The organism is Pseudomonas sp. Z4-7 (assembly GCF_051131965.1).
In the GTDB taxonomy this organism is placed as follows: domain Bacteria; phylum Pseudomonadota; class Gammaproteobacteria; order Pseudomonadales; family Pseudomonadaceae; genus Aquipseudomonas.
Genome location: NZ_CP071642.1, coordinates 1659009 through 1681451 on the forward strand (window position 1 = coordinate 1659009; position 22443 = coordinate 1681451).

Below are 22443 nucleotides of genomic sequence, written 5' to 3' on the forward strand. Positions count from 1 at the left end.
GCTCCCACAGGGGCAGGGCAGGGCCTATTTGTCGCGAATCGAGAAATTGGCCATATGCTCCAGCCCCTTGATCAGCGCCGAGTGGTCCCAATTGCTGCCACCCATGGCCGCGCAGGTACTGAACACTTGTTGGGCGTTGGCGGTGTTGGGCAGGTTGATGTTCAGCTCCCTGGCGCCTTGCAGGGCCAGGTTCAGGTCCTTCTGGTGCAGGCTGATGCGGAAGCCCGGGTCGAAGGTGCCCTTGATCATGCGCTCACCGTGCACTTCGAGGATCTTCGACGAGGCGAAACCGCCCATCAGCGCTTCACGGACCTTGGCCGGGTCCGCGCCGTTCTTCGAGGCGAAGAGCAGGGCCTCGGCCACGGCCTGGATGTTCAGCGCGACGATGATCTGGTTCGCCACCTTGGCGGTCTGGCCATCGCCGTTGCCGCCCACCAGGGTGATGTTCTTGCCCATCGCCTGGAACAGTGGCAGCGCGCGCTCGAACGCGGCGCTGTCGCCACCGACCATGATGCTCAGGGTCGCGGCCTTGGCGCCGACTTCACCGCCCGACACCGGGGCGTCGAGGTACTGCGCGCCTCTTTCATTGATCTTCGCCGCGAACGCCTTGGTGGCGGTAGGGGAGATCGAGCTCATGTCGATCACCACCTTGCCCGCGCCCACGCCGGCCGCTACGCCGTCGGCGCGCAACAGCACATCCTCGACCTGCGGTGTGTCCGGGACCATGACGATGATGAACTCGGCCTCCTGGGCAACTTCCTTCGGGTTGGCCAGCGCCACCGCGCCGCCTGCCACGAGGTCGGCCGGGGCAGCGTCGTGATGCTGGGTCAGGAACAGGCTGTGACCGGCCTTTTGCAGGTTCAGTGCCATGGGGTGGCCCATGATGCCGGTGCCGATGAATCCGATTTTAGCCATGTGGAAAATCCTCTCTTGTTTAAGGTGCCCCGCGGACTCTGTGGCGAGGGAGCTTGCTCCCGCTGGGCCGCGAAGCGGCCCCAGAAATCCATCGGTGAAAAAACATGCGTCTGCTTCGCAGCCGAGCGGGAGCAAGCTCCCTCGCCACAAAAGCTCGTGTCAGGTCAGATCGCGTTATGGCTTTTCAACCAGCCCAAGCCTGCTTCGGTCGTGGTGAGCGGCTTGTATTCACAGCCGATCCACCCCTGATAACCAATGCGATCCAGGTGTTCGAACAGGAAGCGGTAGTTGATCTCGCCGGTGCCGGGCTCGTTGCGGCCCGGGTTGTCCGCCAGTTGCACATGGTTGATCTCGCCCAGATGCGCCGACAGCGTCCGGGCCAGGTCGCCTTCCATGATCTGCATGTGATAGATGTCGTATTGCAGGAACAGGTTGGCGCTGCCCACCTGTTTGCGGATCGACAGGGCCTGGGCGGTGTTGTTCAGGAAAAAACCCGGGATATCGCGGGTGTTGATGGCTTCCATCACCAGCTTGATGCCGGCGCCCTGGAGCTTTTCGGCGGCATATTTCAGGTTGGCGACGAAGGTTTTTTCCGCCAGCGCTTCGTCGCACTTCTGCGAACGGATCCCGGCCAGGCAATTGACCTGGGTGTTGCCCAACACCTTGGCATAGGCAATCGCCAGGTCGACCCCGGCGCGGAACTCCTCGACCCGATCCGGCAGGCAGGCGATACCGCGCTCACCCTTGGCCCAGTCGCCGGCCGGCAGGTTGAACAGCACCTGGGTCAGGCCATGGGCATCGAGCAGGGTCTTGAGTTCAGCGGAGCTGTAGTCGTAGGGAAACAGGTATTCGACACCACTGAAACCGGCCTTGGCGGCCGCTTCGAAACGGGCGAGGAAATCCTGCTCGGTAAACAGCATGGACAGGTTGGCGGCGAAACGCGGCATGGTGGTCTCCTGTAAATAGTTGGCAGGCCTCCCTTGTGGGAGCGAGCCTGCTCGCGAAAGCGGTATGTCAGTCAACATTCAATAAAGGGTAGATCGCCTTCGCGAGCAGGCTCGCTCCCACAGGAGAAGGTCAGTCGAGCAATGAAATCGCGGTGGGTGCATCGTTGCCCACCAGCGCCAGGTCTTCAAATTCATTGACGGCGTTGATCTCGGTGCCCATGGAAATGTTGGTCACCCGCTCAAGGATGATCTCGACGATCACTGGCACCCTGAACTCTTCGATCATTTCCTGGGCCTTGCGCAGCGCTGGCTGGATACCTGACGGCTCGAACACCCGCAATGCCTTGCAACCCAGGCCCTCGGCCACGGCGACGTGGTCCACGCCATAACCGTTGAGCTCCGGTGCGTTGAGGTTGTCGAAGGACAGCTGCACGCAGTAGTCCATGTCGAAGCCGCGCTGGGCCTGGCGGATCAAGCCCAGGTAGGAGTTGTTCACCACGACGTGGATGTAGGGCAGCTTGAATTGTGCGCCCACCGCCAGTTCTTCGATCATGAACTGGAAATCATAGTCGCCCGACAGCGCCACGACCTTGCGATCCGGATCGGCCTTGACCACTCCCAGCGCGGCCGGAATGGTCCAGCCCAGGGGACCGGCCTGGCCGCAGTTGATCCAGTGGCGTGGTTTGTAGACGTGGAGGAACTGCGCCCCGGCGATCTGCGACAGACCGATGGTGCTGACATAGCAGGTGTCCTTGCCGAACACCTGGTTCATTTCCTCGTAGACGCGCTGCGGTTTCACCGGCACGTTGTCGAAATGGGTCTTGCGTTGCAGGCTGGCCTTGCGTTGCTGGCAATCCTGAAGCCAGGCGCTGCGGTTCTTCAGCTTGCCGGCGGCTTGCCATTCGCGGGCCACTTCGATGAACACGGTCAGGGCCGAGGCTGCGTCGGAAACGATACCCAGGTCGGGGGTGAACACCCGGCCGATCTGGGTCGGTTCGATGTCGACATGAATGAACGTGCGGCCTTCGGTGTAGACGTCTACCGAACCGGTGTGGCGGTTGGCCCAACGGTTGCCGACGCCCAGCACCACGTCCGACTTGAGCAAGGTGGCGTTGCCGTAGCGGTGCGAGGTTTGCAGGCCGACCATGCCTACCATCAACGGATGATCGTCCGGGATCGTGCCCCAGCCCATCAAGGTCGGGATCACCGGGATGCCGGTGAGCTCGGCGAACTCCACCAACAGGTCGCTGGCATCGGCATTGATGATGCCTCCACCCGCCACCAGCAATGGGCGCTCGGCCTGATTCAGCATCGCCAGGGCCTTCTCGATCTGCACCCGGTTGGCGGCCGGCTTGGCCAGGGGCAGCGGCTGATAGGCGTCGATGTCGAATTCGATCTCGGCCATCTGCACGTCAAACGGCAAGTCGATCAGCACCGGGCCCGGACGGCCGGAGCGCATCTCGAAAAAAGCCTTCTGAAAGGCGTAGGGCACCTGTCCCGGCTCCAACACGGTAGTCGCCCATTTGGTCACGGGCTTGACGATGCTGGTGATATCCACCGCCTGGAAATCTTCCTTGTGCATGCGGGCGCGGGGCGCTTGTCCGGTGATGCACAGGATCGGAATCGAGTCGGCCGAAGCGCTGTAGAGGCCAGTGACCATGTCAGTGCCCGCCGGCCCCGAAGTACCGATGCACACGCCGATGTTGCCGGCCTTGGTCCGGGTGTAGCCCTCGGCCATGTGCGAGGCGCCTTCAACGTGGCGAGCGAGGACATGATCGATGCCGCCAACCTTTTGCAGGGCAGAGTACAGCGGGTTGATCGCGGCACCCGGGATGCCGAAGGCGGTGTCTACGCCTTCACGGCGCATCACCAGGACGGCGGCTTCGATTGCTCTCATTTTGCTCATTGTTTTGTGCCTCTTACGTTTTGTAATTGTATACAAGTGGCTGTGGATCGGAGTTTATTCACGGCAGACGGCTAAGGTCAATTGATTTTCTCAAGCAGCTGTTTGGTTCTCAGATGCCAGATTTTGCTGATGCCTTTTGTCGCTTAAGGCGGATAGTGAAAATTATTGTATACAAAAATTAGGTTTGTTGTGTTCTATTTACTGAATTCGGTTTTGCTGAAAGTAAAGCCTCGAGGCTCTCCCATGACTAAAGAAGGACAGCACCCATGAGCGATCTCACCTTGAAAATCGCCGTCAGCCTGGCGGGGCAAGCCCTTGCCGCAGGCCGCGAGATCAGCGCAGCCCCCTTGACCGTCGCGATCCTGGACAGCGGCGGACACCTCGTAGCCTTGCAGCGCGAGGACGGTGCGAGCCTGTTGCGCCCGCAAATCGCTATCGGCAAGGCCTGGGGCGCGATCGCCCTGGGCAAGGGCTCACGCCTGCTGGCCCAGGACGCCCAGCAGCGCCCGGCGTTCTTTGCCGCTTTGAACGGCTTGGGGCAAGGCAGCGTCGTGCCGGCGCCGGGCGGAGTGTTGATCAGGGATCAGGACGGGAGGGTGATAGGGGCGATTGGTGTCAGCGGGGATGTTTCGGATGTGGATGAGCAGGTGGCGATCAGGGCGGTGGAGGTGTCGGGGTTAAGGGCGGATGCGGGGGTGGTTGCTTGATTATGTAGTGATTGGACTGGCGCCATCGCGAGCAAGCTCGCTCCCACAGGGTTGGGTGTTGGACACATAATTTAAGAAATGCGCAAATCCAATGGACTGACCCCAAAATGTTGGACGGTCTACTGCCACATGCCCACGGATTGAGTCCTGTATTCCACGGGGCTCAGTCCACCGAGCTTCGATTTGATCCGCTCATGATTGTAATAACTGATGTACTCGTCCAGCCCTACATTCAGCTCTTCCAGATTTTCAAAGCGTTTCAGGTAGAAAAACTCGGATTTCAGGGTGCCGAAAAAACTCTCCATCGCCGCGTTGTCGAGGCAATTTCCCTTACGTGACATGCTCTGCTTTATGCCGCGTTGCTTCAGTGCATGCTGATAGCGAGGTTGCTGATACTGCCAGCCCTGGTCAGAGTGCAGCAGCAGATGAGCCGGCCCTTGCAGGCGCTCGAAGGCCTTTTCCAGCATTCCAGTCACCAAGGCAAAGCATGGGCGCGGGGCTGTTTCATAGGCAATGATCTCGCCGTTGTACAAGTCCATTACCGTCGACAAATAGAGCTTCTTTGACCCGACTTTGAACTCGGTGACGTCCGTTACCCACTTCTGATTGGGCCGTTGCGCGACGAAATTACGCTCCAGAAGATTCGCCGCGACGGTTCCAACTTGCCCTCTATAAGATCGATATTTTTTTGGGCGCACCAAGGATTTAAGGCCCATGCGCTCCATCAGGCGCTGAATCATTTTTTCACTGACCGGCTCTTTCTTTTGAAGTGCCAAAGCGATGCGGCGATAGCCAAATCGCCCTTCGTGCTGGTCGTAGAGGTCGCAGATCTTTGTTTTCAGCGAGGCATATTTGTCAGGTTTCTGAAGGGCGCTGGCCTGGTAATAGAACGTGCTGCGGGCCAGATTGGCTAACTTCAGCAGACTGTCCAGAGGAAACCTGGATCTCAACGCCATTACGGAGATGGTTTTTTCCCGGGGCGACTCCTCTTCGAAGCTTCCCTTACCTCTTCGAGCTTTTTTAGGTAAGCGTTCTCCATACGTAGGTACTCGAGTTCGGCCTTCAGTTGCTCTCGGCTCTTCGAATCGTCGTCTACGGGTTGGGAGTGATCAGGGACAGGCGTTTTTTTGGGCATGACAACAGCCTTTTTTCTCTTGGGTACGATCAGGGCAGGAAGACTGCCACTGTAGTACTGCCGCTCCCAAATGCCCACCTGCGAGGACTGACCGAGCCCGAACCGCGCGGCGACTTCCCGATGTGAGAGCCGCTCTTTTTGCATGCATTGGATGACTGAGCGTTTAAAGGCCGCGCTGTAATGGTGACCATGCGATTGCAGCCCAGCACTGCCTCGAGCCTGATAGGTGGCGACCCAGCGCCGAAGCAGGCTGTAGTCGATCAAGTAGCGGTGAGCTACCTTTCGAAAGCCTTCATTGCCATTGATATAAGCCTCAATCGCCGTAATTTTGAACTGAAGCGAAAATTTGCCCATGGAAACACCGCCAAAAGTCAGGTTGGTGTCCAACTTTTGGGGTGCAGTCCACAATGTGGGAGCGAGCTTGCTCGCGATGACGATCTACCCGACACATCCTGCGAAGAGTCTGTCCGGCGTTCAAAATCCGCTGGCCTAGCCTTTGATGACCTGATCATTGGAGGCGCAGGAATGTCTGATTTACCCGCTTCACATCGCTTGCGAACCGGCCGCTACGGTGAGTTGAATCGAATCTATTTATTGACCACTAACACGGCTGGTCGAAAGCCCGTCTTCCACGATTTCGCTTTAGGCAGATTAGTCGTTGAACAATTTCGATGTGCTGAGGATAAACGATGGGCAAAGTCATTAGCCTGGGTGGTCATGCCGGATCATTTTCATTGGCTGGTTGAGTTGCAACAAAGCTCACTGAACGAGTTGATGCAAAAGACCAAGTCCTTGAGCGCTCGGGCAGTAAACATATCCACCGGCTATAGAGGCAGCCTTTGGCAGCCGGGATACCATGACCGAGCATGGAGGCAGGAGGATGGATTGATAGTTATGGCGCGCTATGTCGTCGCCAACCCACTGCGGGCAGGCCTGGTGAAGCGGCTTGGCGACTATCCATTGTGGGATGCCATCTGGCTTTGACTTGAAATCGAGTGGCCTTCATCGCGAGCAAGCTCGCTCCCACAGGGTTTTGTGGTGAATACAGGCTCTGCTGGCAACCTGGATTCCCTGTGGGAGCGAGCTTGCTCGCGATAAGGGCAACACGGTCTATCAGCCCACCTCACACCCCTTCAAAACCAACCGGATAATCGTCTGCGCCGCCGCTTCGTAATCCGCTTCGTCGAGCTTGGCCTTGCCGGTCACGGCGCTGATCTGCCAGTCGAAATCGGCGTAGGTCTGGGTGGCGGCCCAGATGCTGAACATCAGGTGGTTGGGGTCGATGGGGGCGATCTGGCCGCGGTCGATCCAGGTCTGGATGCAGTCGATGTTGTGCCGGGCCTGGGCGTTGAGTTGTTCGACCAGGTCGGCGCTGAGGTGCGGGGCGCCGTGCATGATTTCACTGGCGAAGACTTTCGAGGCGAAGGGCAGGTCGCGGGAGATGCGGATCTTGGAGCGGATGTAGTGGCTCAATACTTCGCCCGGCTCGCCGTCAGCGTTGAAGGGCGTGGAGGCCTGGAGGATCGGCTCGATGATGCTTTCCAGGACCTCGCGGTAGAGGTTCTCCTTGGATTTGAAGTAGTAATAGACGTTGGGTTTGGGCAGGCCCGCCTTGGCCGCGATGTCGCTGGTTTTGGTCGCGGCGAAGCCCTTGTCGGCAAACTCTTCGCTGGCGGCACGCAGGATCAGTTCTTTGTTGCGCTCGCGGATAGTGCTCATAAACCCTGGGGTTCCTTGCCGATTCTGGCGGTGGCGCATGGTAGCACCGGCCTCGCGGGCCGCTCAAGAATGCCCCAAGGTGGCGCCGCTCGCGGTATGCTGCGCAGCATTATTGTTCAAGGAGCCCCTCCATGGCTGGAAGCAGTTTGCTGGTTTTGATCGACGACATCGCCACCGTGCTCGACGATGTGGCGCTGATGACCAAGATGGCCGCCAAGAAAACTGCCGGCGTGCTCGGCGATGACCTGGCGCTCAATGCCCAGCAAGTCTCCGGCGTGCGGGCCGAGCGGGAGCTGCCGGTGGTCTGGGCGGTGGCCAAGGGTTCCTTCATCAACAAGCTGATCCTGGTGCCGTCGGCGCTGGCAATCAGTGCCTTCGTGCCTTGGCTGGTGACACCCCTGTTGATGGTGGGTGGCGCCTACCTGTGTTTCGAAGGGTTCGAAAAACTCGCCCACAAGTTCCTTCACAGCAAGGCTGAAGACCAGGCCGGGCATGCGCAACTGGTGGAGGCGGTGGCCGACCCGGCGGTGGACCTGGTGGCCTTCGAAAAGGACAAGATCAAAGGCGCGGTTCGCACCGACTTCATTCTCTCGGCGGAAATCATCGCCATCACCCTTGGCACTGTCGCTGATGCGCCGCTGACCCAGCAGGTTATCGTGCTGTCGGGCATTGCGATTGTCATGACTGTCGGCGTGTACGGCCTGGTGGCGGGGATCGTCAAGCTCGATGACCTGGGCTTGTGGCTGACCCAAAAGCCTGGCCAGGCCGCCAAAAGCATCGGCGGCGCCATCCTGCGCGCCGCGCCCTACATGATGAAAAGCCTGTCGGTGATCGGTACGGCAGCGATGTTCCTGGTGGGCGGCGGCATCCTGACCCATGGCGTACCGGCGGTGCATCACTGGATCGAAGGCGTGGCGGCTGGTGCCGGCGGCGCCGGGTTCATCGTGCCGATGCTGCTCAATGCGGTGGCGGGGATTGTCGCGGGAGCTGCAGTGTTGGCGGGTGTGCTCGTGGTGGGCAAAATCTGGAAAGTGCTGAAAGGCTGAGTCCGGCAACACAAAACAACTGTGGGAGCGAGCTTGCTCGCGATAGCGGTGTATCAGCCAATGCAAATATAGCTGAACCGACGCCATCGCGAGCAAGCTCGCTCCCACAATGGGTTCTATGGTGTTCGCAAGTTACTCGGCGATCTGCAACTTGCGCGACTCGGTATACACGTACCGCACCTTCTCATACTCGAACGGCGAGTTCAGCTGCCCGTAGCGGAAGCTGGTCTGGTAGCGCCTGTCCACGCCGCGCAACAGCAGCAGTTCCGGGTGGTTGGAGCTGACTTCTGAGACGTTCAGGAAGTTGATCGCCGATTCCGCGGTGTAGTCCACCAGCAGGCCCGACGTGTCGCGCAGGTTCGAAGGGCCGAAGATCGGCAGCACGAAATACGCGCCGCCGGGCACACCATAGAAGCCCAGGGTCTGGCCGAAGTCCTCGCTCTGGCGCGGCAGGCCCATGGCCGTGGCCGGATCCCAGAGGCCGGCGATGCCGACGGTGGTATTGAGGAGCAGGCGCGCCGTGGTTTCCATCGAACGCTTGCCCTTCAATTGCAGCAGGCTGTTCATCAGGTTCGGCACGTCGCCCAGGTTGTTGAAGAAATTGCTGACGCCGGTGCGCACGAAGCTCGGAGTGACGTAGCGATAGCCGTCGACGACGGGCAGGAAGACCCATTCGTCAAAGCGGTAGTTGAAGTGGTAGACGCGGCGGTTCCACGATTCCAGCGGGTCGTAGACGTTCAAGGCGTTGAGCGTCGAGCGTTCGAATTCGCGCTGGTCCAGGCCGGGGTTGAACTTGAGTTTGGTCAGCGGCTCCTTGAAGCCGTCCGAATCCACCACCACGGGCGCATTGGCCTTGCTGTTATCGGCGTGGACCATGCCCGCACTCATTAACGCGGCGATAAGCAGGAGGTATTTAGCCACGGAAGAACTCCAGCATGGCGTCGCTGTTGACGCGATAGTTAAGGTTGCCGCAATGGCCGCCCAGTGGATAAACGGTCAGGCGGTCGCCAAAAGTCTTGCGTAGGAAGCCGAGGTCGCCCGGGCCGAGAATCACATCGTCGGCGTTGTGCATCACCGCGATTTTCGTGCTGGTCTGCAGATAATCCTTCAGCGCGTAGAGACTGACCTGGTCGACCAGTTGCAACAGGCTGCCGCCGTCTGTGCGCGCACGCCACATCGGGATCACCTGCTCGGTGAGGTAGCAGTCGAAATCGCATTGCAGCGCGCGCTTGAGGAACGGCGTCAGGCTGGTGCTTTCAGTGATCGGGAACTTCGGCGGGATGATCAGGCCGCGACGGTTGATCAGGTCCGAGGTAAAGGCGATGTCGGCCGCCGAGAAACGGAACGAGGTGCCGATCAGCATCGCCATCTGTTCGTTGGTCAGGTGTTGCTTGGACTGCTGGAAGTCATAGAGCAACGCATCGTTGAGATCGATGTAGCCTTTCTGCTGGAAGTAGCGGGTCAGCTTGTTCAGCACCAGTTCATAGAATGTCGTGGTGCTGTTGATGCCCTTGACCTCGGTCTGGACCAGCTTGTCCAGGTTGGTGATCGAGGTGTAGAGGTTTACTGGCGGGTTCAGCAACAGGACTTTCTTGAAGTTGAAACTGCGCCGGGTCTCGTCCAGGTGCGCAACGAAGGCCGCGTCCAGGGCGCCGAGGCTGTAGCCGGTCAGGTAGTACTCGGTGACGGGCACTTTCGGATTTTGCGCGCGCACGGCCTGCATCACGCGGTACATGTCTTCGGCGTCTTCCTTGGTGATGCCTGGCGTGGCGAAGCGCGAAGCGGCACTCATGAAATCGAAACTGGTGGGCGAGGACAACTGCACCACGTGGTAGCCGGCCTTGTAGTAGAGGCGCTTCAAATACTCATTGAGCGTGCTGTCATACCGCGCGCCGGTGCCGGCGATCAGGAAGATCAGCGGCGCGGGTTTGTCCTGGGTAGCCATGCGGTAGGTGAGGCTTTTCACCGGCCAGAAATTGTCCGGCAGGATGAATTCGCGCTCCGGACGCAGGGTCAGGCTCTGGTCCGACTGGTTGATGTCCTCATTGAGCGGCAGCTCCGGGCGCAGGTCCGGCGGCGTGGTGGCGATGGTCGCCTCGAACGGGTTGGTCAAGGGGTAGCCATAGCTGGCGGCGTCGACATCCACCGCCAGCGCGGACGCACTCAGGATAAGGCCGCCGGCGAGGGCAGCGAAGCGCAAGGAACGGAGCATGTCTGGATCCCTTAAGAGGAAGGTGCCGAATGAAGTTCGCAGCCTATGACCACCGAAGTGAAGCCAAGTGCCATGACGGCTGCAAAACAAGCGCGGACGGGTCGCGATAGTAGCGGGACGATACACGTTGAGGCGTGGTGACCGCTAGTGACCTGGCGGCTCGCCTGGTTCAGGCATGCAAGATTTGATCGAAATCCGCGGTCTGAAACGCCGGGATTGGCTTGCTGGCTTTCTGATGTCGTTTCTCGCTGCCTCAGCGTCGCAGACAGAGCAGGTTCCAGATCGGCGCAGGTTGATGATCAGCCTGTCAGTACTCCACTGGCGTTCGAACCGGTTTGCAGGTGAGCGTGATGGGGGCGCTGTGCACCATAACAATACGTTGACGCTGCTCGGCATCCGTCGGGCGCAGCACTTTCGGGGAAGTAACGATGAAGATGCGACGACTCTTGGGCGCAGGTGCCGCACTGGTACTGGCGATCAGCTCCACCCTGGCCAGCGCCGAAACCAAAACCCTGAGCATTGGTTATGTCGACGGCTGGTCCGACAGCGTCGCGACCACCCATGTGGCGGCCGAAGTGATCAAGCAGAAACTCGGTTATGACGTGAAGCTGCAAGCGGTGGCGACCGGGATCATGTGGCAGGGCGTGGCCACCGGCAAGCTCGATGCAATGCTTTCGGCCTGGCTGCCGGTGACTCACGGTGACTACTGGACGAAAAACAAGGACAACGTGGTCGACTACGGCCCGAACTTCAAGGACGCCAAGATCGGCCTGATCGTGCCAGAGTACGTCAAGGCCAAGTCGCTGGAAGACCTCAAGACCGACGATTCCTTCAAGAAACGCATCGTCGGCATCGACGCCGGTTCAGGCGTGATGCTCAAGACCGAACAGGCGATCAAGGACTACGACCTGACCGGTTATCAACTCAAGGCCAGCTCCGGCGCCGGCATGATCGCCGAGCTGACCCGTGCCGAGAAGAAGAACGAGTCCATCGCCGTCACCGGTTGGGTGCCGCACTGGATGTTCGCCAAGTGGAAACTGCGCTTCCTGGAAGACCCAAAAGGCGTCTACGGCGCGGCTGAAACCGTAAACAGCATCGGCAGCAAGGAGCTGGCTACCAAGGCGCCGGAAGTGGTCGAGTTCCTGAAGAAGTTCCAGTGGGCCTCGAAAGACGAAATCGGCGAAGTCATGCTGGCGATCCAGGAAGGCGCCAAGCCGGACGCCGCCGCGAAGGATTGGGTTGCCAAGCACCCGGACCGCGTGAAGGAGTGGACCGGTAAGTAATGGGCCTGGTCTGACTGTTCCGAAAAACCGCATGAGTTGTTCATGCGGTTTTTTTGTGCCCGCGATTCCTTAGTTCTCCACGATTCCCTTGTGGGAGCGAGCTTGCTCGCGATGACGGCGCAACGTTCAATAGAGATGCAAGCAGACACGCCGCTATCGCGAGCAAGCTCGCTCCCACAGGAGGGGGAACTGCGGAAAATTGCGGGAAACTGGCAAAACCGTCATGTCGTTCTAATACTAAGGTCGTCTGGAACCTGGCCTTGAGCCGCATAGAGTAGGGTCGTTCCAACTTAAATCTGTGCTGCGAGGATAAAAACAATGAACGACAGCATTTACCTCTCGATACAAAACAGCCCGCGCTTCAAGGAGCTGGTGAGTAAAAGGGAAAAGTTCGCCTGGATTCTCTCGGCGATCATGCTAGGGCTTTACTCGGGATTCATCCTGCTGATTGCCTACGGGCCGCACATTCTCGGGGCCAAGATATCCCCGGAGTCCACCATCACCTGGGGCATTCCCATCGGGATCGGCCTGATTCTCTCGGCTTTTGTCCTGACCGGCATTTATGTACGACGCGCCAATGGCGAGTTCGACGACCTGAACAATGCGATTCTCAAGGAGGCTCAGCAATGATCCGGCGTCTACTGGCTCTTTTGAGCATCGCTGCGTTCGCACCGAGCGTCTGGGCGGCTGATGCCGTGGCGGGGGCTGTGCAGAAACAACCCCTCAACGTCGCGGCTATCCTGATGTTCGTGGCCTTCGTCGGCGCGACTCTGTACATCACCTACTGGGCATCCAAGAAAAACAACTCGGCGGCCGACTACTATGCGGCCGGCGGCAAGATCACCGGCTTCCAGAATGGCCTGGCGATTGCCGGCGACTACATGTCGGCGGCGTCCTTTCTGGGTATTTCCGCGCTGGTGTTCACGTCCGGTTATGACGGCCTGATCTACTCCATCGGCTTCCTGGTGGGCTGGCCGATCATTCTGTTCCTGATCGCCGAGCGTCTGCGCAACCTGGGTAAATACACCTTTGCCGACGTGGCATCCTATCGCCTCGGGCAAACCCAGATCCGCAGTCTGTCCGCCTGCGGCTCGCTGGTGGTGGTGGCGTTCTACCTGATCGCGCAAATGGTCGGTGCCGGCAAGCTGATCCAGCTGCTGTTCGGCCTGGACTACCACGTTGCGGTGATCCTGGTCGGTATCCTGATGTGCCTCTACGTGCTGTTCGGCGGCATGCTGGCCACCACCTGGGTACAGATCATCAAGGCCGTGCTGTTGCTGTCGGGTGCTTCGTTCATGGCGCTGATGGTGATGAAGCACGTCAACTTCGACTTCAACATGCTGTTTGCCGAAGCGGTCAAGGTTCACCCTAAAGGTGAAGCGATCATGAGCCCTGGCGGCCTGGTGAAGGATCCGATCTCGGCCTTCTCCCTCGGCCTGGCGCTGATGTTCGGTACCGCTGGCCTGCCCCATATCCTGATGCGCTTCTTCACCGTGAGCGACGCCAAAGAAGCTCGCAAGAGCGTGCTGTATGCCACCGGCTTCATCGGCTACTTCTACATCCTGACCTTCATCATCGGCTTCGGCGCGATCCTGCTGGTCAGCACCAACCCGGCCTTCAAGGACGCGGCAGGTGCCTTGCTGGGCGGCAACAACATGGCGGCGGTGCATCTGTCCAACGCGGTTGGCGGCAGCATCTTCCTGGGCTTCATCTCGGCGGTGGCGTTCGCGACCATCCTGGCGGTGGTAGCGGGCCTGACCCTGGCCGGTGCCTCGGCGGTGTCCCATGACCTGTACGCCAGCGTGATCAAGAAAGGCAAGGCCAACGAGAAGGATGAGATTCGGGTTTCGAAAATCACCACTATCTGTCTGGCGGTGCTGGCGATCGGCCTGGGCATCCTGTTCGAGAAGCAGAACATCGCGTTCATGGTGGGCCTGGCGTTCTCCATCGCGGCGAGCTGCAACTTCCCGGTACTGCTGCTTTCGATGTACTGGAAGAAACTGACCACCCGTGGCGCGATGATCGGCGGCTGGCTGGGCCTGGTCAGTGCCGTGGGCCTGATGGTGCTCGGTCCGACCATCTGGGTGCAGATCATGGGTCACGAGAAGGCGATCTTCCCGTACGAATACCCAGCGCTGTTCTCGATGGCCATTGCGTTCGTCGGCATCTGGTTCTTCTCCATCACCGACAAGTCGGCTGAAGGTGCAAACGAGCGGGCGCTGTTCTTCCCGCAATTCGTGCGTTCGCAGACTGGCCTGGGGGCGAGTGGGGCGGTGAATCACTGAGGCAGCTGGAAGTTGAAAGCTTCAAGTTGAAGCGTTGTGTTTGAAGAAATACCCCGGTCGAGAGGCCGGGGTATTTTTTTGCATGTGATGTTTGCGTTGTCTGTGAGGACGCCTTCGCGAGCAGGCTCGCTCCCACAGTGGTATGCGATCCTTGTGGGAGCGAGCCTGCTCGCGAAGAGGCCGGTCCTGACACTAAGCTTTTTGAAGGCATAAACAAAACAGCCCCTGCTCTTTATAAGAAGCAGGGGCTGTTCCGGTGCAGCTTGAGACTTACTGCAAGGCAAGCCTTACTTGCGGTCTTCCAGCTTGGTGATGTCACGCGACTCGTAGCCGGTGTACAGCTGGCGCGGGCGGCCGATCTTGTACGGGCTGGAGAGCATTTCCTTCCAGTGGGAGATCCAGCCGACGGTCCGCGCCAGGGCGAAGATCACGGTGAACATGCTGGTCGGGATGCCGATCGCCTTGAGGATGATCCCCGAGTAGAAGTCGACGTTCGGGTACAGCGAGCGCTCGATGAAGTACGGGTCGGTCAGGGCGATCTCTTCCAGGCGCATGGCCAGTTCGAGTTGCGGATCGTTCTTGATCCCCAGTTCCTTAAGCACTTCGTCGCAGGTCTGCTTCATGACGGTGGCGCGCGGGTCGCGGTTCTTGTAGACCCGGTGACCGAAGCCCATCAGCTTGAACGGATCGTTCTTGTCCTTGGCCTTGGCGATGAACTTGTCGATGTTCGAGACATCGCCGATTTCATCGAGCATGGTCAGTACCGCTTCGTTCGCGCCGCCGTGGGCAGGGCCCCAGAGCGCGGCGATACCGGCGGCGATACAGGCGAACGGGTTGGCACCCGACGAGCCGGCCAGGCGCACGGTGGACGTGGAGGCGTTCTGCTCGTGGTCGGCATGGAGGATGAAGATGCGGTCCATGGCCTTGGCGAGCACCGGGCTGATCGGTTTGATCTCGCACGGGGTGTTGAACATCATATGCAGGAAGTTCTCTGCATAGGTCAGGTCGTTGCGCGGGTACATCATGGGCTGGCCCATGGAGTACTTGTAGACCATGGCTGCCAGGGTCGGCATCTTCGCCACCAGGCGGATCGCGGAGATTTCGCGATGCTGGGGGTTATTGATGTCCAGGGAGTCGTGGTAGAAGGCCGAGAGGGCGCCGACAACACCGCACATGACGGCCATCGGGTGAGCATCGCGACGGAAGCCGTTGAAGAAGGTCTTCAACTGCTCGTGAACCATGGTGTGGTTCTTCACGGTGCTGACGAACTGGGCCTTTTGCTCTGCGGTTGGCAGCTCGCCGTTGAGCAGCAGGTAGCAGGTTTCCAGGTAGTCCGATTTTTCAGCCAGTTGCTCGATCGGGTAGCCGCGGTGCAGCAGGATGCCGTTGTCGCCGTCGATATAGGTGATTTTCGACTCGCACGAGGCGGTCGACATGAAACCTGGGTCAAAGGTGAAACGGCCCGTGGCCGTCAGGCCCCGTACGTCGATTACATCGGGACCAACGGTGCCGGTTAAAATGGGCAGCTCGACGGGGGCTGCGCCCTCGATGATCAACTGCGCTTTTTTGTCAGCCATGTGGCCTCCTATTAATGCTTGGAATCATCAGACAGACCCCCCACGCAGGGCCCGCACCACTATAGTGAGATAAATCCGAATGTCAATTTGCCTAAAGTCTTGCTCCAGAAGGCTTTAACCGGACTTTTTCCGCGAAATTGCCTGCCGTTTACGCCTTTTGCCCTGCATGTGCAATGCGCTATTAGGGGAAGGTGAACGCGTTGTCATTAGTAGCCTAACTGTCTATACTCGGCCACCGACCGCCAGGGGCTTTTGGGCCTGCTTTCTTGGGGGTCGTCACTCCCTGGGTGGTGAGTACCTGACCAGTGCGCGCCCCAACAACTTTGCCCTGATTGTTAGGGGCTCTTCAGTGTGAAAAAAAAGCCGTGAAAAGCCAACGACCTGTAAACCTAGACCTAAGGACCATCAAACTCCCAGTCACTGCTTACACGTCCATTCTTCACCGTATTTCCGGTGTCATCCTCTTCGTCAGCCTGGCCATCATGCTTTATGCATTGGACAAGTCGCTCGATTCGGAAGAAGGCTTCGGTCAGGTGAAAGCGTGTCTGACCAGTCCGCTAGCCAAGCTAGTGATTTGGGGCATCCTGTCCGCCTTGCTGTATCACCTGGTAGCCGGCGTGCGCCACTTGATCATGGACATGGGCATCGGTGAGACGCTGGAAGGCGGCAAGCTGGGCTCGAAAATCGTTATCGCCGTTTCCGTGGTGGTAATCGTTCTGGCAGGAGTCTGGATATGGTAACCAACGTCACGAACCTTTCGCGTTCGGGCCTCTATGACTGGATGGCGCAGCGTGTCTCTGCGGTCGTTCTCGCGGCTTATTTCATCTTCCTGATCGGATATGTGGTAGCCAACCCCGGCCTGGGCTATGCCCAATGGCACGAACTGTTTGCAAACAACTGGATGCGTATCTTCAGTCTGCTGGCACTTGTCGCACTCGGCGCTCACGCCTGGGTCGGCATGTGGACCATCGCGACCGACTACCTGACGCAGATGGCGTTCGGCAAGTCGGCGACTGCCGTACGTTTCCTCTTCCAGGCAGTATGCGGCGTTGCGATGTTCGCTTACTTCGTCTGGGGTGTGCAGATTCTCTGGGGTATCTGATTCATGGCTAACATTCCAACGATTTCTTTCGACGCCATCATCATTGGTGGTGGCGGTGCCGGCATGCGCGCAGCGCTGCAACTGGCACAGGGCGGTCACAAGACTGCCGTGATCACCAAGGTTTTCCCGACGCGTTCGCACACCGTTTCCGCCCAGGGTGGCATCACTTGCGCCATCGCTTCGGCCGACCCGAACGATGACTGGCGCTGGCACATGTACGATACCGTCAAGGGTTCCGACTACATCGGCGACCAGGACGCTATCGAATACATGTGTCAGGAAGGCCCGGCCGCCGTGTTCGAGCTGGACCACATGGGCCTGCCGTTCTCGCGTACCGAAACCGGCCGCATCTACCAGCGTCCGTTCGGTGGCCAGTCCAAGGACTACGGCAAGGGCGGCCAGGCTGCACGTACTTGCGCGGCGTCCGACCGTACCGGTCACGCACTGCTGCACACCCTTTACCAGGGCAACCTGAAGGCCGGTACCACGTTCCTGAACGAGTACTACGCCGTTGACCTGGTGAAGAACCAGGACGGTGCCTTTGTCGGCGTGATCGCGATCTGCATCGAAACCGGCGAAACCACCTACATCCGCGCCAAGGCCACCGTGCTGGCGACCGGCGGCGCGGGCCGTATCTACGCGTCCACCACCAACGCCCTGATCAACACCGGTGACGGCGTCGGCATGGCCCTGCGTGCCGGCGTGCCGGTGCAGGACATCGAAATGTGGCAGTTCCACCCGACCGGCATCGCCGGCGCTGGTGTACTGGTCACCGAAGGCTGCCGTGGTGAAGGCGGTTACCTGATCAACAAGCACGGCGAGCGTTTCATGGAGCGTTATGCTCCGAACGCCAAGGACCTTGCCGGTCGTGACGTCGTGGCTCGTTCGATGGTTAAAGAGATCATTGCCGGTAACGGCTGTGGCCCGAACGGCGACCACGTGATGCTCAAGCTCGACCACCTCGGCGAAGAAGTGCTGCACAGCCGCTTGCCAGGCATCTGCGAACTGTCCAAGACCTTCGCTCACGTCGATCCAGTCGTTGCGCCGGTTCCAGTGGTTCCAACCTGCCACTATATGATGGGCGGCGTTGCCACCAACATTCATGGCCAGGCAATCACCCAGAACGCCGAAGGCGTGGACGAAATCATCCCTGGCCTGTTCGCAGTGGGTGAAGTGGCGTGCGTATCGGTGCACGGTGCCAACCGCCTGGGCGGCAACTCGCTGCTCGACCTGGTGGTATTCGGCCGCGCTGCCGGTCTGCACCTGGAAAAAGCGCTGACCGACGGTATCGAATACCGCGACGCCAGCGACACCGACATCGACGTGGCGCTCAAGCGTCTGGCCGGTCTCAACGAGCGTACCGAAGGCGAAGACGTCGCCACCCTGCGTCGCGAGCTGCAAAGCTGCATGCAGAACTACTTCGGTGTGTTCCGTACCGGCGAATACATGCAGAAGGGTATTGCCCAGCTGGCGCAATTGCGTGAACGAATCGCCAACGTGAAGATCAACGATAAGTCGCAGGCGTTCAACACTGCCCGTATCGAAGCGCTGGAACTGCAGAACCTGCTGGAAGTGGCCGAAGCCACCGCCATCGCGGCTGAAGTGCGTAAAGAGTCCCGTGGTGCCCACGCCCGCGAAGACTATGAAGACCGTGACGACGAAAACTGGCTGTGCCACACCTTGTACTTCCCGGGTGATAAGCGCGTTACCAAGCGTGCCGTGAACTTCTCGCCGAAGACTGTTCCGACTTTCGAACCTAAAGTCCGGACTTATTAAGGGTGACCGCTATGTTGCAAGTCAGTGTGTATCGCTACAACCCTGATCAGGACGCCGCGCCGTTCATGCAGGACTTCCAGGTCGATACCGGTGGTAAAGACCTGATGGTGCTGGACGTGCTGGCCTTGATCAAAGAGCAGGACGAAGGTTTTTCCTATCGTCGCTCGTGCCGCGAGGGCGTTTGCGGCTCCGACGGCATGAACATCAACGGCAAGAACGGCCTGGCCTGCATCACGCCGCTGTCGGCCGTGGTCAAGGGCAACAAGCTGATCGTTCGGCCGCTGCCAGGCCTGCCGGTCATCCGTGACCTGGTCGTCGATATGAGCATCTTCTACAAGCAATACGAGAAGGTGAAGCCATTCCTGCAGAACGACACGCCGGCTCCGGCCATCGAGCGTCTGCAGTCTCCTGAAGAGCGTGAAAAGCTCGACGGTCTGTACGAGTGCATCCTGTGCGCCTGCTGCTCGACCTCGTGCCCATCGTTCTGGTGGAACCCGGACAAATTCCTGGGCCCGGCCGCCCTGCTGCAAGCGTATCGCTTCCTGGCAGACAGCCGTGACACCAAGACGTCCGAGCGTCTGGCCGCACTGGATGACCCGTTCAGCGTATTCCGCTGCCGCGGGATCATGAACTGCGTCAACGTCTGCCCGAAAGGCCTGAACCCGACTAAGGCCATCGGTCACGTACGTAACATGCTGCTGCAAAACGGCGTGTGATTCAGCTGCTGTACCCGTAGAACCGCTGTACCCGTAAAGGCGAGGGCGTGGGCTTCAACCCACGTCCTGGCTATAACCAGAACAGCCACTCACAAAGCGGCCGTTCTTATTTTGAAGAAATGAGACAAGCAGGGGCATCCGGGCTGGTACCCGGACTATCAGCGTGATCCTAAGTGGCTTGTTTTAGTCGCTGCACTCGGACTTCTGCAAGTTTGCTCGGTGTTTTCGCCGGTGGTGTTCCCCTAATCGAGGGTGACCAAGCATGCAAGAAAGCGTGATGCAGCGCATGTGGAACAGTGCCCACCTCTCCGGTGGTAACGCTGCCTATGTGGAAGAGCTCTACGAGCTCTACCTGCACGACCCTAACGCTGTGCCAGAAGAATGGCGCACCTACTTTCAGAAGTTGCCGGCTGACGGTAACTCTGCCACCGATGTTTCGCACTCGACGATTCGCGATCATTTCGTGCTGCTGGCAAAGAACCAGCGCCGCGCCCAACCGGTGTCTGCCGGCAGCGTGAGCTCCGAGCATGAGAAGAAGCAAGTTGAAGTACTGCGACTGATCCAGGCCTACCGGATGCGCGGCCACCAGGCAGCCCAGCTGGACCCGCTGGGGCTGTGGCAGCGTCCTGCACCTGCAGACCTGTCGATCACTCATTACGGCTTGACCAATGCCGATCTTGATACGACCTTCCGTGCCGGCGACCTGTTCATCGGCAAAGAGGAAGCGAGCCTACGCGAAATTCACGAAGCGTTGCAGCAGACATATTGCCGCACCATCGGCGCTGAATTCACGCACATCACCGATTCCGAGCAGCGCCAGTGGTTCCAGCAGCGTCTGGAAAGCGTTCGTGGCCGTCCGACGTACTCCGCCGACATCAAGAGCCACTTGCTCGAGCGCGTCACCGCCGGTGAAGGTCTGGAGAAATACCTGGGTACCAAATACCCGGGCACCAAGCGTTTCGGCCTGGAAGGCGGCGAAAGCCTGATTCCGATGCTCGACGAGCTGATCCAGCGTTCCGGCTCCTACGGTACCAAGGAAGTCGTCATCGGCATGGCCCACCGTGGTCGCCTGAACGTACTGGTCAACACCTTCGGCAAAAACCCGCGTGAGCTGTTCGACGAGTTCGAAGGCAAGAAGAAGGTCGAGCTGGGTTCCGGTGACGTGAAATACCACCAGGGCTTCTCGTCCAACGTGATGACCACCGGTGGCGAAGTCCACCTGGCCATGGCCTTCAACCCGTCCCACCTGGAAATCGTTTCCCCGGTGGTCGAGGGTTCGGTCCGTGCCCGCCAGGATCGTCGCAACGACCCGACCGGTGAAAAAGTCCTGCCGATTTCCATCCACGGTGACGCGGCATTCGCCGGTCAGGGCGTGGTCATGGAAACCTTCCAGATGTCGCAGACCCGCGGCTTCAAGACTGGCGGTACGGTTCACATCGTCATCAACAACCAGGTCGGTTTCACCATCAGCAACCCGCTGGACTCGCGTTCCACCGAGTACGCTACCGACGTCGCGAAAATGATCCAGGCGCCGATTCTCCATGTGAATGGTGATGACCCGGAAGCCGTGCTGTTCGTGACCCAGCTGGCCATCGACTACCGCATGCAGTACAAGCGCGACGTGGTGATCGACCTGGTCTGCTACCGTCGTCGCGGCCACAACGAGGCCGACGAGCCAAGCGGTACTCAGCCACTGATGTACCAGCAGATCGCCAAGCAGCGCACCACCCGCGAGCTGTACGCCGATCGCCTGACCCAGAGCGGCGTTCTGGATGCCGCGCGCGTCCAGGAAAAAGTCGATGAATATCGCAACGCCCTGGACAACGGCCTGCACGTTGTAAAAAGCCTGGTCAAGGAACCGAACAAGGAACTGTTCGTGGACTGGCGTCCTTATCTGGGCCACGCCTGGACCGCGCGTCACGACACGCGCTTCGATCTCAAGACCTTGCAGGAACTGTCGGCCAAGCTGCTGGAAATCCCGGAAGGCTTCGTGGTCCAGCGCCAGGTTGCGAAGATCTACGAAGACCGCCAGAAGATGCAAGCCGGCGGCCTGCCGATCAACTGGGGTTACGCCGAAACCATGGCGTACGCGACCCTGGCGTTCGAAGGTCACCCGATTCGCATCACCGGCCAGGACGTAGGCCGCGGTACTTTCTCGCACCGCCACGCGGCGCTGCACAACCAGAAAGACGCCAGCACCTACATCCCGCTGCAACACCTGTACAAAGGCCAGCCACGTTTCGACCTGTACGATTCGCTGCTGTCCGAGGAAGCCGTCCTGGCGTTCGAATATGGCTATTCCACCACCGAGCCGAATGCGCTGGTGATCTGGGAAGCCCAGTTCGGCGACTTCGCCAACGGTGCCCAGGTGGTAGTCGACCAGTTCATCACCAGCGGCGAGCACAAGTGGGGTCGTCTCTGCGGCCTGACCATGCTGCTGCCACACGGTTATGAAGGGCAGGGGCCGGAGCACTCTTCGGCACGTCTGGAGCGTTACCTGCAATTGTGCGCCGAGCACAACGTCCAGGTTTGCGTACCGACGACCCCGGCGCAGATCTACCACCTGCTGCGTCGTCAAGTCATCCGTCCGCTGCGCAAGCCGCTGATCGTGCTGACGCCCAAGTCGCTGTTGCGGCACAAGCTGGCGATTTCTACGCTCGAAGACCTGGCCGAAGGCTCCTTCCAGACCGTTATCTCGGAAATCGATACCCTGGACGCGGCAAAGGTGACTCGCCTGATCCTGTGCAGCGGCAAGGTCTACTACGATCTGCTGGAAAAACGTCGTGCCGAAGGCCGCGAAGACATCGCCATCGTGCGTATCGAGCAGCTCTACCCGTTCCCGGAAGACGACCTGATGGAGGCCATCGCGCCTTACACCAACCTCACCCACGTGGTGTGGTGTCAGGAAGAACCGATGAACCAGGGCGCGTGGTACAGCAGCCAGCATCATCTGCGTCGCAGCATCGGCAACCATAACAAGGCCCTGGGCCTGGAGTACGCCGGTCGTGACGCTTCTGCTGCCCCTGCGTGTGGTTATGCGTCGATGCACGCCGAGCAGCAGGAAAAACTGCTGCAAGATGCCTTCACTGTTTAACGCCTTCGTGCTGACTGAAACCG

Annotated in this window: 19 protein-coding genes; 11 read left to right on the top strand and 8 right to left on the bottom strand. The window is 59.5% G+C overall.

Annotated features, from left to right (window positions below; all coding sequences use genetic code 11):
• Positions 1-24 precede the first annotated feature (24 nt).
• From J3P91_RS07430 to gcl, 3 genes are all read right to left on the bottom strand, one after another.
• Positions 25-915, bottom strand: coding sequence for a 2-hydroxy-3-oxopropionate reductase (locus tag J3P91_RS07430; RefSeq protein WP_434569418.1), 891 nt, complete (start codon positions 913-915; stop codon positions 25-27).
• A 164-nt stretch (positions 916-1079) separates the two neighbouring features.
• Positions 1080-1862: a hydroxypyruvate isomerase gene (gene hyi / locus J3P91_RS07435; RefSeq protein WP_434603171.1), complete on the bottom strand. Its 783-nt coding sequence runs from the start codon at positions 1860-1862 to the stop codon at positions 1080-1082.
• Between the two features lie 130 nt (positions 1863-1992).
• The gene (gene gcl, locus J3P91_RS07440) at positions 1993-3768 is read right to left on the bottom strand and encodes a glyoxylate carboligase (protein ID WP_305496119.1); all 1776 of its coding nucleotides are present in this window, start codon (positions 3766-3768) and stop codon (positions 1993-1995) included.
• Positions 3769-4034: 266 nt separating this feature from the next.
• Between gcl and J3P91_RS07445 the strand changes: the two genes are divergently transcribed.
• Positions 4035-4475, top strand: coding sequence for a GlcG/HbpS family heme-binding protein (locus tag J3P91_RS07445; RefSeq protein WP_434603173.1), 441 nt, complete (start codon positions 4035-4037; stop codon positions 4473-4475).
• A gap of 119 nt (positions 4476-4594) precedes the next feature.
• Here J3P91_RS07445 and J3P91_RS07450 read toward each other — a convergent pair.
• Positions 4595-5964 (bottom strand): IS3 family transposase gene (locus tag J3P91_RS07450; RefSeq protein ID WP_434605022.1). Its coding sequence is split into 2 segments (ribosomal slippage): positions 4595-5488 and positions 5491-5964, totalling 1368 coding nucleotides; the frame shifts between segments, so codons are not numbered across the junction.
• Positions 5965-6135: 171 nt separating this feature from the next.
• Here J3P91_RS07450 and J3P91_RS07455 point away from each other — a divergent pair.
• Entirely contained in the window at positions 6136-6594 is a 459-nt protein-coding gene (locus J3P91_RS07455; RefSeq protein ID WP_434603175.1) for an REP-associated tyrosine transposase, read from the top strand.
• A gap of 129 nt (positions 6595-6723) precedes the next feature.
• Here J3P91_RS07455 and J3P91_RS07460 read toward each other — a convergent pair whose 3' ends face one another.
• Positions 6724-7329, bottom strand: coding sequence for a TetR/AcrR family transcriptional regulator (locus J3P91_RS07460; protein ID WP_305496116.1), 606 nt, complete (start codon positions 7327-7329; stop codon positions 6724-6726).
• Positions 7330-7460: 131 nt separating this feature from the next.
• Here J3P91_RS07460 and J3P91_RS07465 point away from each other — a divergent pair, with 131 nt between their 5' ends.
• A complete protein-coding gene (locus tag J3P91_RS07465) occupies positions 7461-8375 on the top strand; it encodes a DUF808 domain-containing protein (RefSeq protein WP_434603177.1) in 915 nt (304 codons plus the stop codon).
• Positions 8376-8507: 132 nt separating this feature from the next.
• Here J3P91_RS07465 and J3P91_RS07470 read toward each other — a convergent pair whose 3' ends face one another.
• Together J3P91_RS07470 and J3P91_RS07475 are read right to left on the bottom strand one after the other, a co-directional pair.
• Positions 8508-9296 carry an MlaA family lipoprotein gene (locus J3P91_RS07470; protein ID WP_434603179.1) on the bottom strand — a complete coding sequence of 263 codons (789 nt, stop codon included), beginning with the start codon at positions 9294-9296 and terminating at the stop codon, positions 8508-8510.
• The gene (locus J3P91_RS07475) at positions 9289-10587 is read right to left on the bottom strand and encodes a serine/threonine protein kinase (protein WP_434603181.1); all 1299 of its coding nucleotides are present in this window, start codon (positions 10585-10587) and stop codon (positions 9289-9291) included. Before J3P91_RS07475 ends, J3P91_RS07470 begins: the two co-directional genes overlap by 8 nt.
• Positions 10588-11015: 428 nt before the next feature.
• On the opposite strand from J3P91_RS07475, the gene J3P91_RS07480 reads away from it, so the two are divergent.
• From J3P91_RS07480 to J3P91_RS07490, 3 genes are all read left to right on the top strand, one after another.
• The gene (locus J3P91_RS07480) at positions 11016-11870 is read left to right on the top strand and encodes a glycine betaine ABC transporter substrate-binding protein (RefSeq protein WP_434569410.1); all 855 of its coding nucleotides are present in this window, start codon (positions 11016-11018) and stop codon (positions 11868-11870) included.
• A gap of 318 nt (positions 11871-12188) precedes the next feature.
• Positions 12189-12500, top strand: coding sequence for a DUF485 domain-containing protein (locus J3P91_RS07485; protein ID WP_434603183.1), 312 nt, complete (start codon positions 12189-12191; stop codon positions 12498-12500).
• Positions 12497-14155 carry a cation acetate symporter gene (locus J3P91_RS07490; protein ID WP_434569409.1) on the top strand — a complete coding sequence of 553 codons (1659 nt, stop codon included), beginning with the start codon at positions 12497-12499 and terminating at the stop codon, positions 14153-14155. Before J3P91_RS07485 ends, J3P91_RS07490 begins: the two co-directional genes overlap by 4 nt.
• 287 nt (positions 14156-14442) lie before the next feature.
• Here J3P91_RS07490 and gltA read toward each other — a convergent pair whose 3' ends face one another.
• The gene (gene gltA / locus J3P91_RS07495; protein WP_003172803.1) at positions 14443-15732 is read right to left on the bottom strand and encodes a citrate synthase; all 1290 of its coding nucleotides are present in this window, start codon (positions 15730-15732) and stop codon (positions 14443-14445) included.
• A 365-nt stretch (positions 15733-16097) separates the two neighbouring features.
• Between gltA and sdhC the strand changes: the two genes are divergently transcribed.
• From sdhC to J3P91_RS07520, 5 genes are all read left to right on the top strand, one after another.
• Positions 16098-16472: a succinate dehydrogenase, cytochrome b556 subunit gene (gene sdhC / locus J3P91_RS07500; RefSeq protein ID WP_024780620.1), complete on the top strand. Its 375-nt coding sequence runs from the start codon at positions 16098-16100 to the stop codon at positions 16470-16472.
• Positions 16466-16834: a succinate dehydrogenase, hydrophobic membrane anchor protein gene (gene sdhD, locus J3P91_RS07505; protein WP_003179222.1), complete on the top strand. Its 369-nt coding sequence runs from the start codon at positions 16466-16468 to the stop codon at positions 16832-16834. Before sdhC ends, sdhD begins: the two co-directional genes overlap by 7 nt.
• Before the next feature lie 3 nt (positions 16835-16837).
• Positions 16838-18610 (top strand): succinate dehydrogenase flavoprotein subunit, encoded by a 1773-nt coding sequence (gene sdhA / locus J3P91_RS07510; protein ID WP_434569408.1) that lies wholly within the window; start codon positions 16838-16840, stop codon positions 18608-18610.
• A gap of 11 nt (positions 18611-18621) precedes the next feature.
• Positions 18622-19326 carry a succinate dehydrogenase iron-sulfur subunit gene (locus J3P91_RS07515; protein ID WP_039594133.1) on the top strand — a complete coding sequence of 235 codons (705 nt, stop codon included), beginning with the start codon at positions 18622-18624 and terminating at the stop codon, positions 19324-19326.
• A 262-nt stretch (positions 19327-19588) separates the two neighbouring features.
• Positions 19589-22420, top strand: coding sequence for a 2-oxoglutarate dehydrogenase E1 component (locus J3P91_RS07520; RefSeq protein ID WP_305496108.1), 2832 nt, complete (start codon positions 19589-19591; stop codon positions 22418-22420).
• The last annotated feature ends 23 nt before the right edge of the window (positions 22421-22443 follow it).

Coding starts and splice junctions, on each gene's coding strand:
- J3P91_RS07490 (WP_434569409.1), top strand. CDS start 12,497: ATGATCCGGCGTCTACTGGCTCTTTTGAGCATCGCTGCGTTCGCACCG.
- J3P91_RS07460 (WP_305496116.1), bottom strand. CDS start 7,329: ATGAGCACTATCCGCGAGCGCAACAAAGAACTGATCCTGCGTGCCGCC.
- hyi (WP_434603171.1), bottom strand. CDS start 1,862: ATGCCGCGTTTCGCCGCCAACCTGTCCATGCTGTTTACCGAGCAGGAT.
- J3P91_RS07520 (WP_305496108.1), top strand. CDS start 19,589: ATGCAAGAAAGCGTGATGCAGCGCATGTGGAACAGTGCCCACCTCTCC.
- J3P91_RS07465 (WP_434603177.1), top strand. CDS start 7,461: ATGGCTGGAAGCAGTTTGCTGGTTTTGATCGACGACATCGCCACCGTG.
- J3P91_RS07475 (WP_434603181.1), bottom strand. CDS start 10,587: ATGCTCCGTTCCTTGCGCTTCGCTGCCCTCGCCGGCGGCCTTATCCTG.
- J3P91_RS07480 (WP_434569410.1), top strand. CDS start 11,016: ATGAAGATGCGACGACTCTTGGGCGCAGGTGCCGCACTGGTACTGGCG.
- J3P91_RS07455 (WP_434603175.1), top strand. CDS start 6,136: ATGTCTGATTTACCCGCTTCACATCGCTTGCGAACCGGCCGCTACGGT.
- J3P91_RS07430 (WP_434569418.1), bottom strand. CDS start 915: ATGGCTAAAATCGGATTCATCGGCACCGGCATCATGGGCCACCCCATG.
- J3P91_RS07445 (WP_434603173.1), top strand. CDS start 4,035: ATGAGCGATCTCACCTTGAAAATCGCCGTCAGCCTGGCGGGGCAAGCC.
- J3P91_RS07485 (WP_434603183.1), top strand. CDS start 12,189: ATGAACGACAGCATTTACCTCTCGATACAAAACAGCCCGCGCTTCAAG.
- gltA (WP_003172803.1), bottom strand. CDS start 15,732: ATGGCTGACAAAAAAGCGCAGTTGATCATCGAGGGCGCAGCCCCCGTC.
- J3P91_RS07515 (WP_039594133.1), top strand. CDS start 18,622: ATGTTGCAAGTCAGTGTGTATCGCTACAACCCTGATCAGGACGCCGCG.
- sdhA (WP_434569408.1), top strand. CDS start 16,838: ATGGCTAACATTCCAACGATTTCTTTCGACGCCATCATCATTGGTGGT.
- sdhD (WP_003179222.1), top strand. CDS start 16,466: ATGGTAACCAACGTCACGAACCTTTCGCGTTCGGGCCTCTATGACTGG.
- gcl (WP_305496119.1), bottom strand. CDS start 3,768: ATGAGCAAAATGAGAGCAATCGAAGCCGCCGTCCTGGTGATGCGCCGT.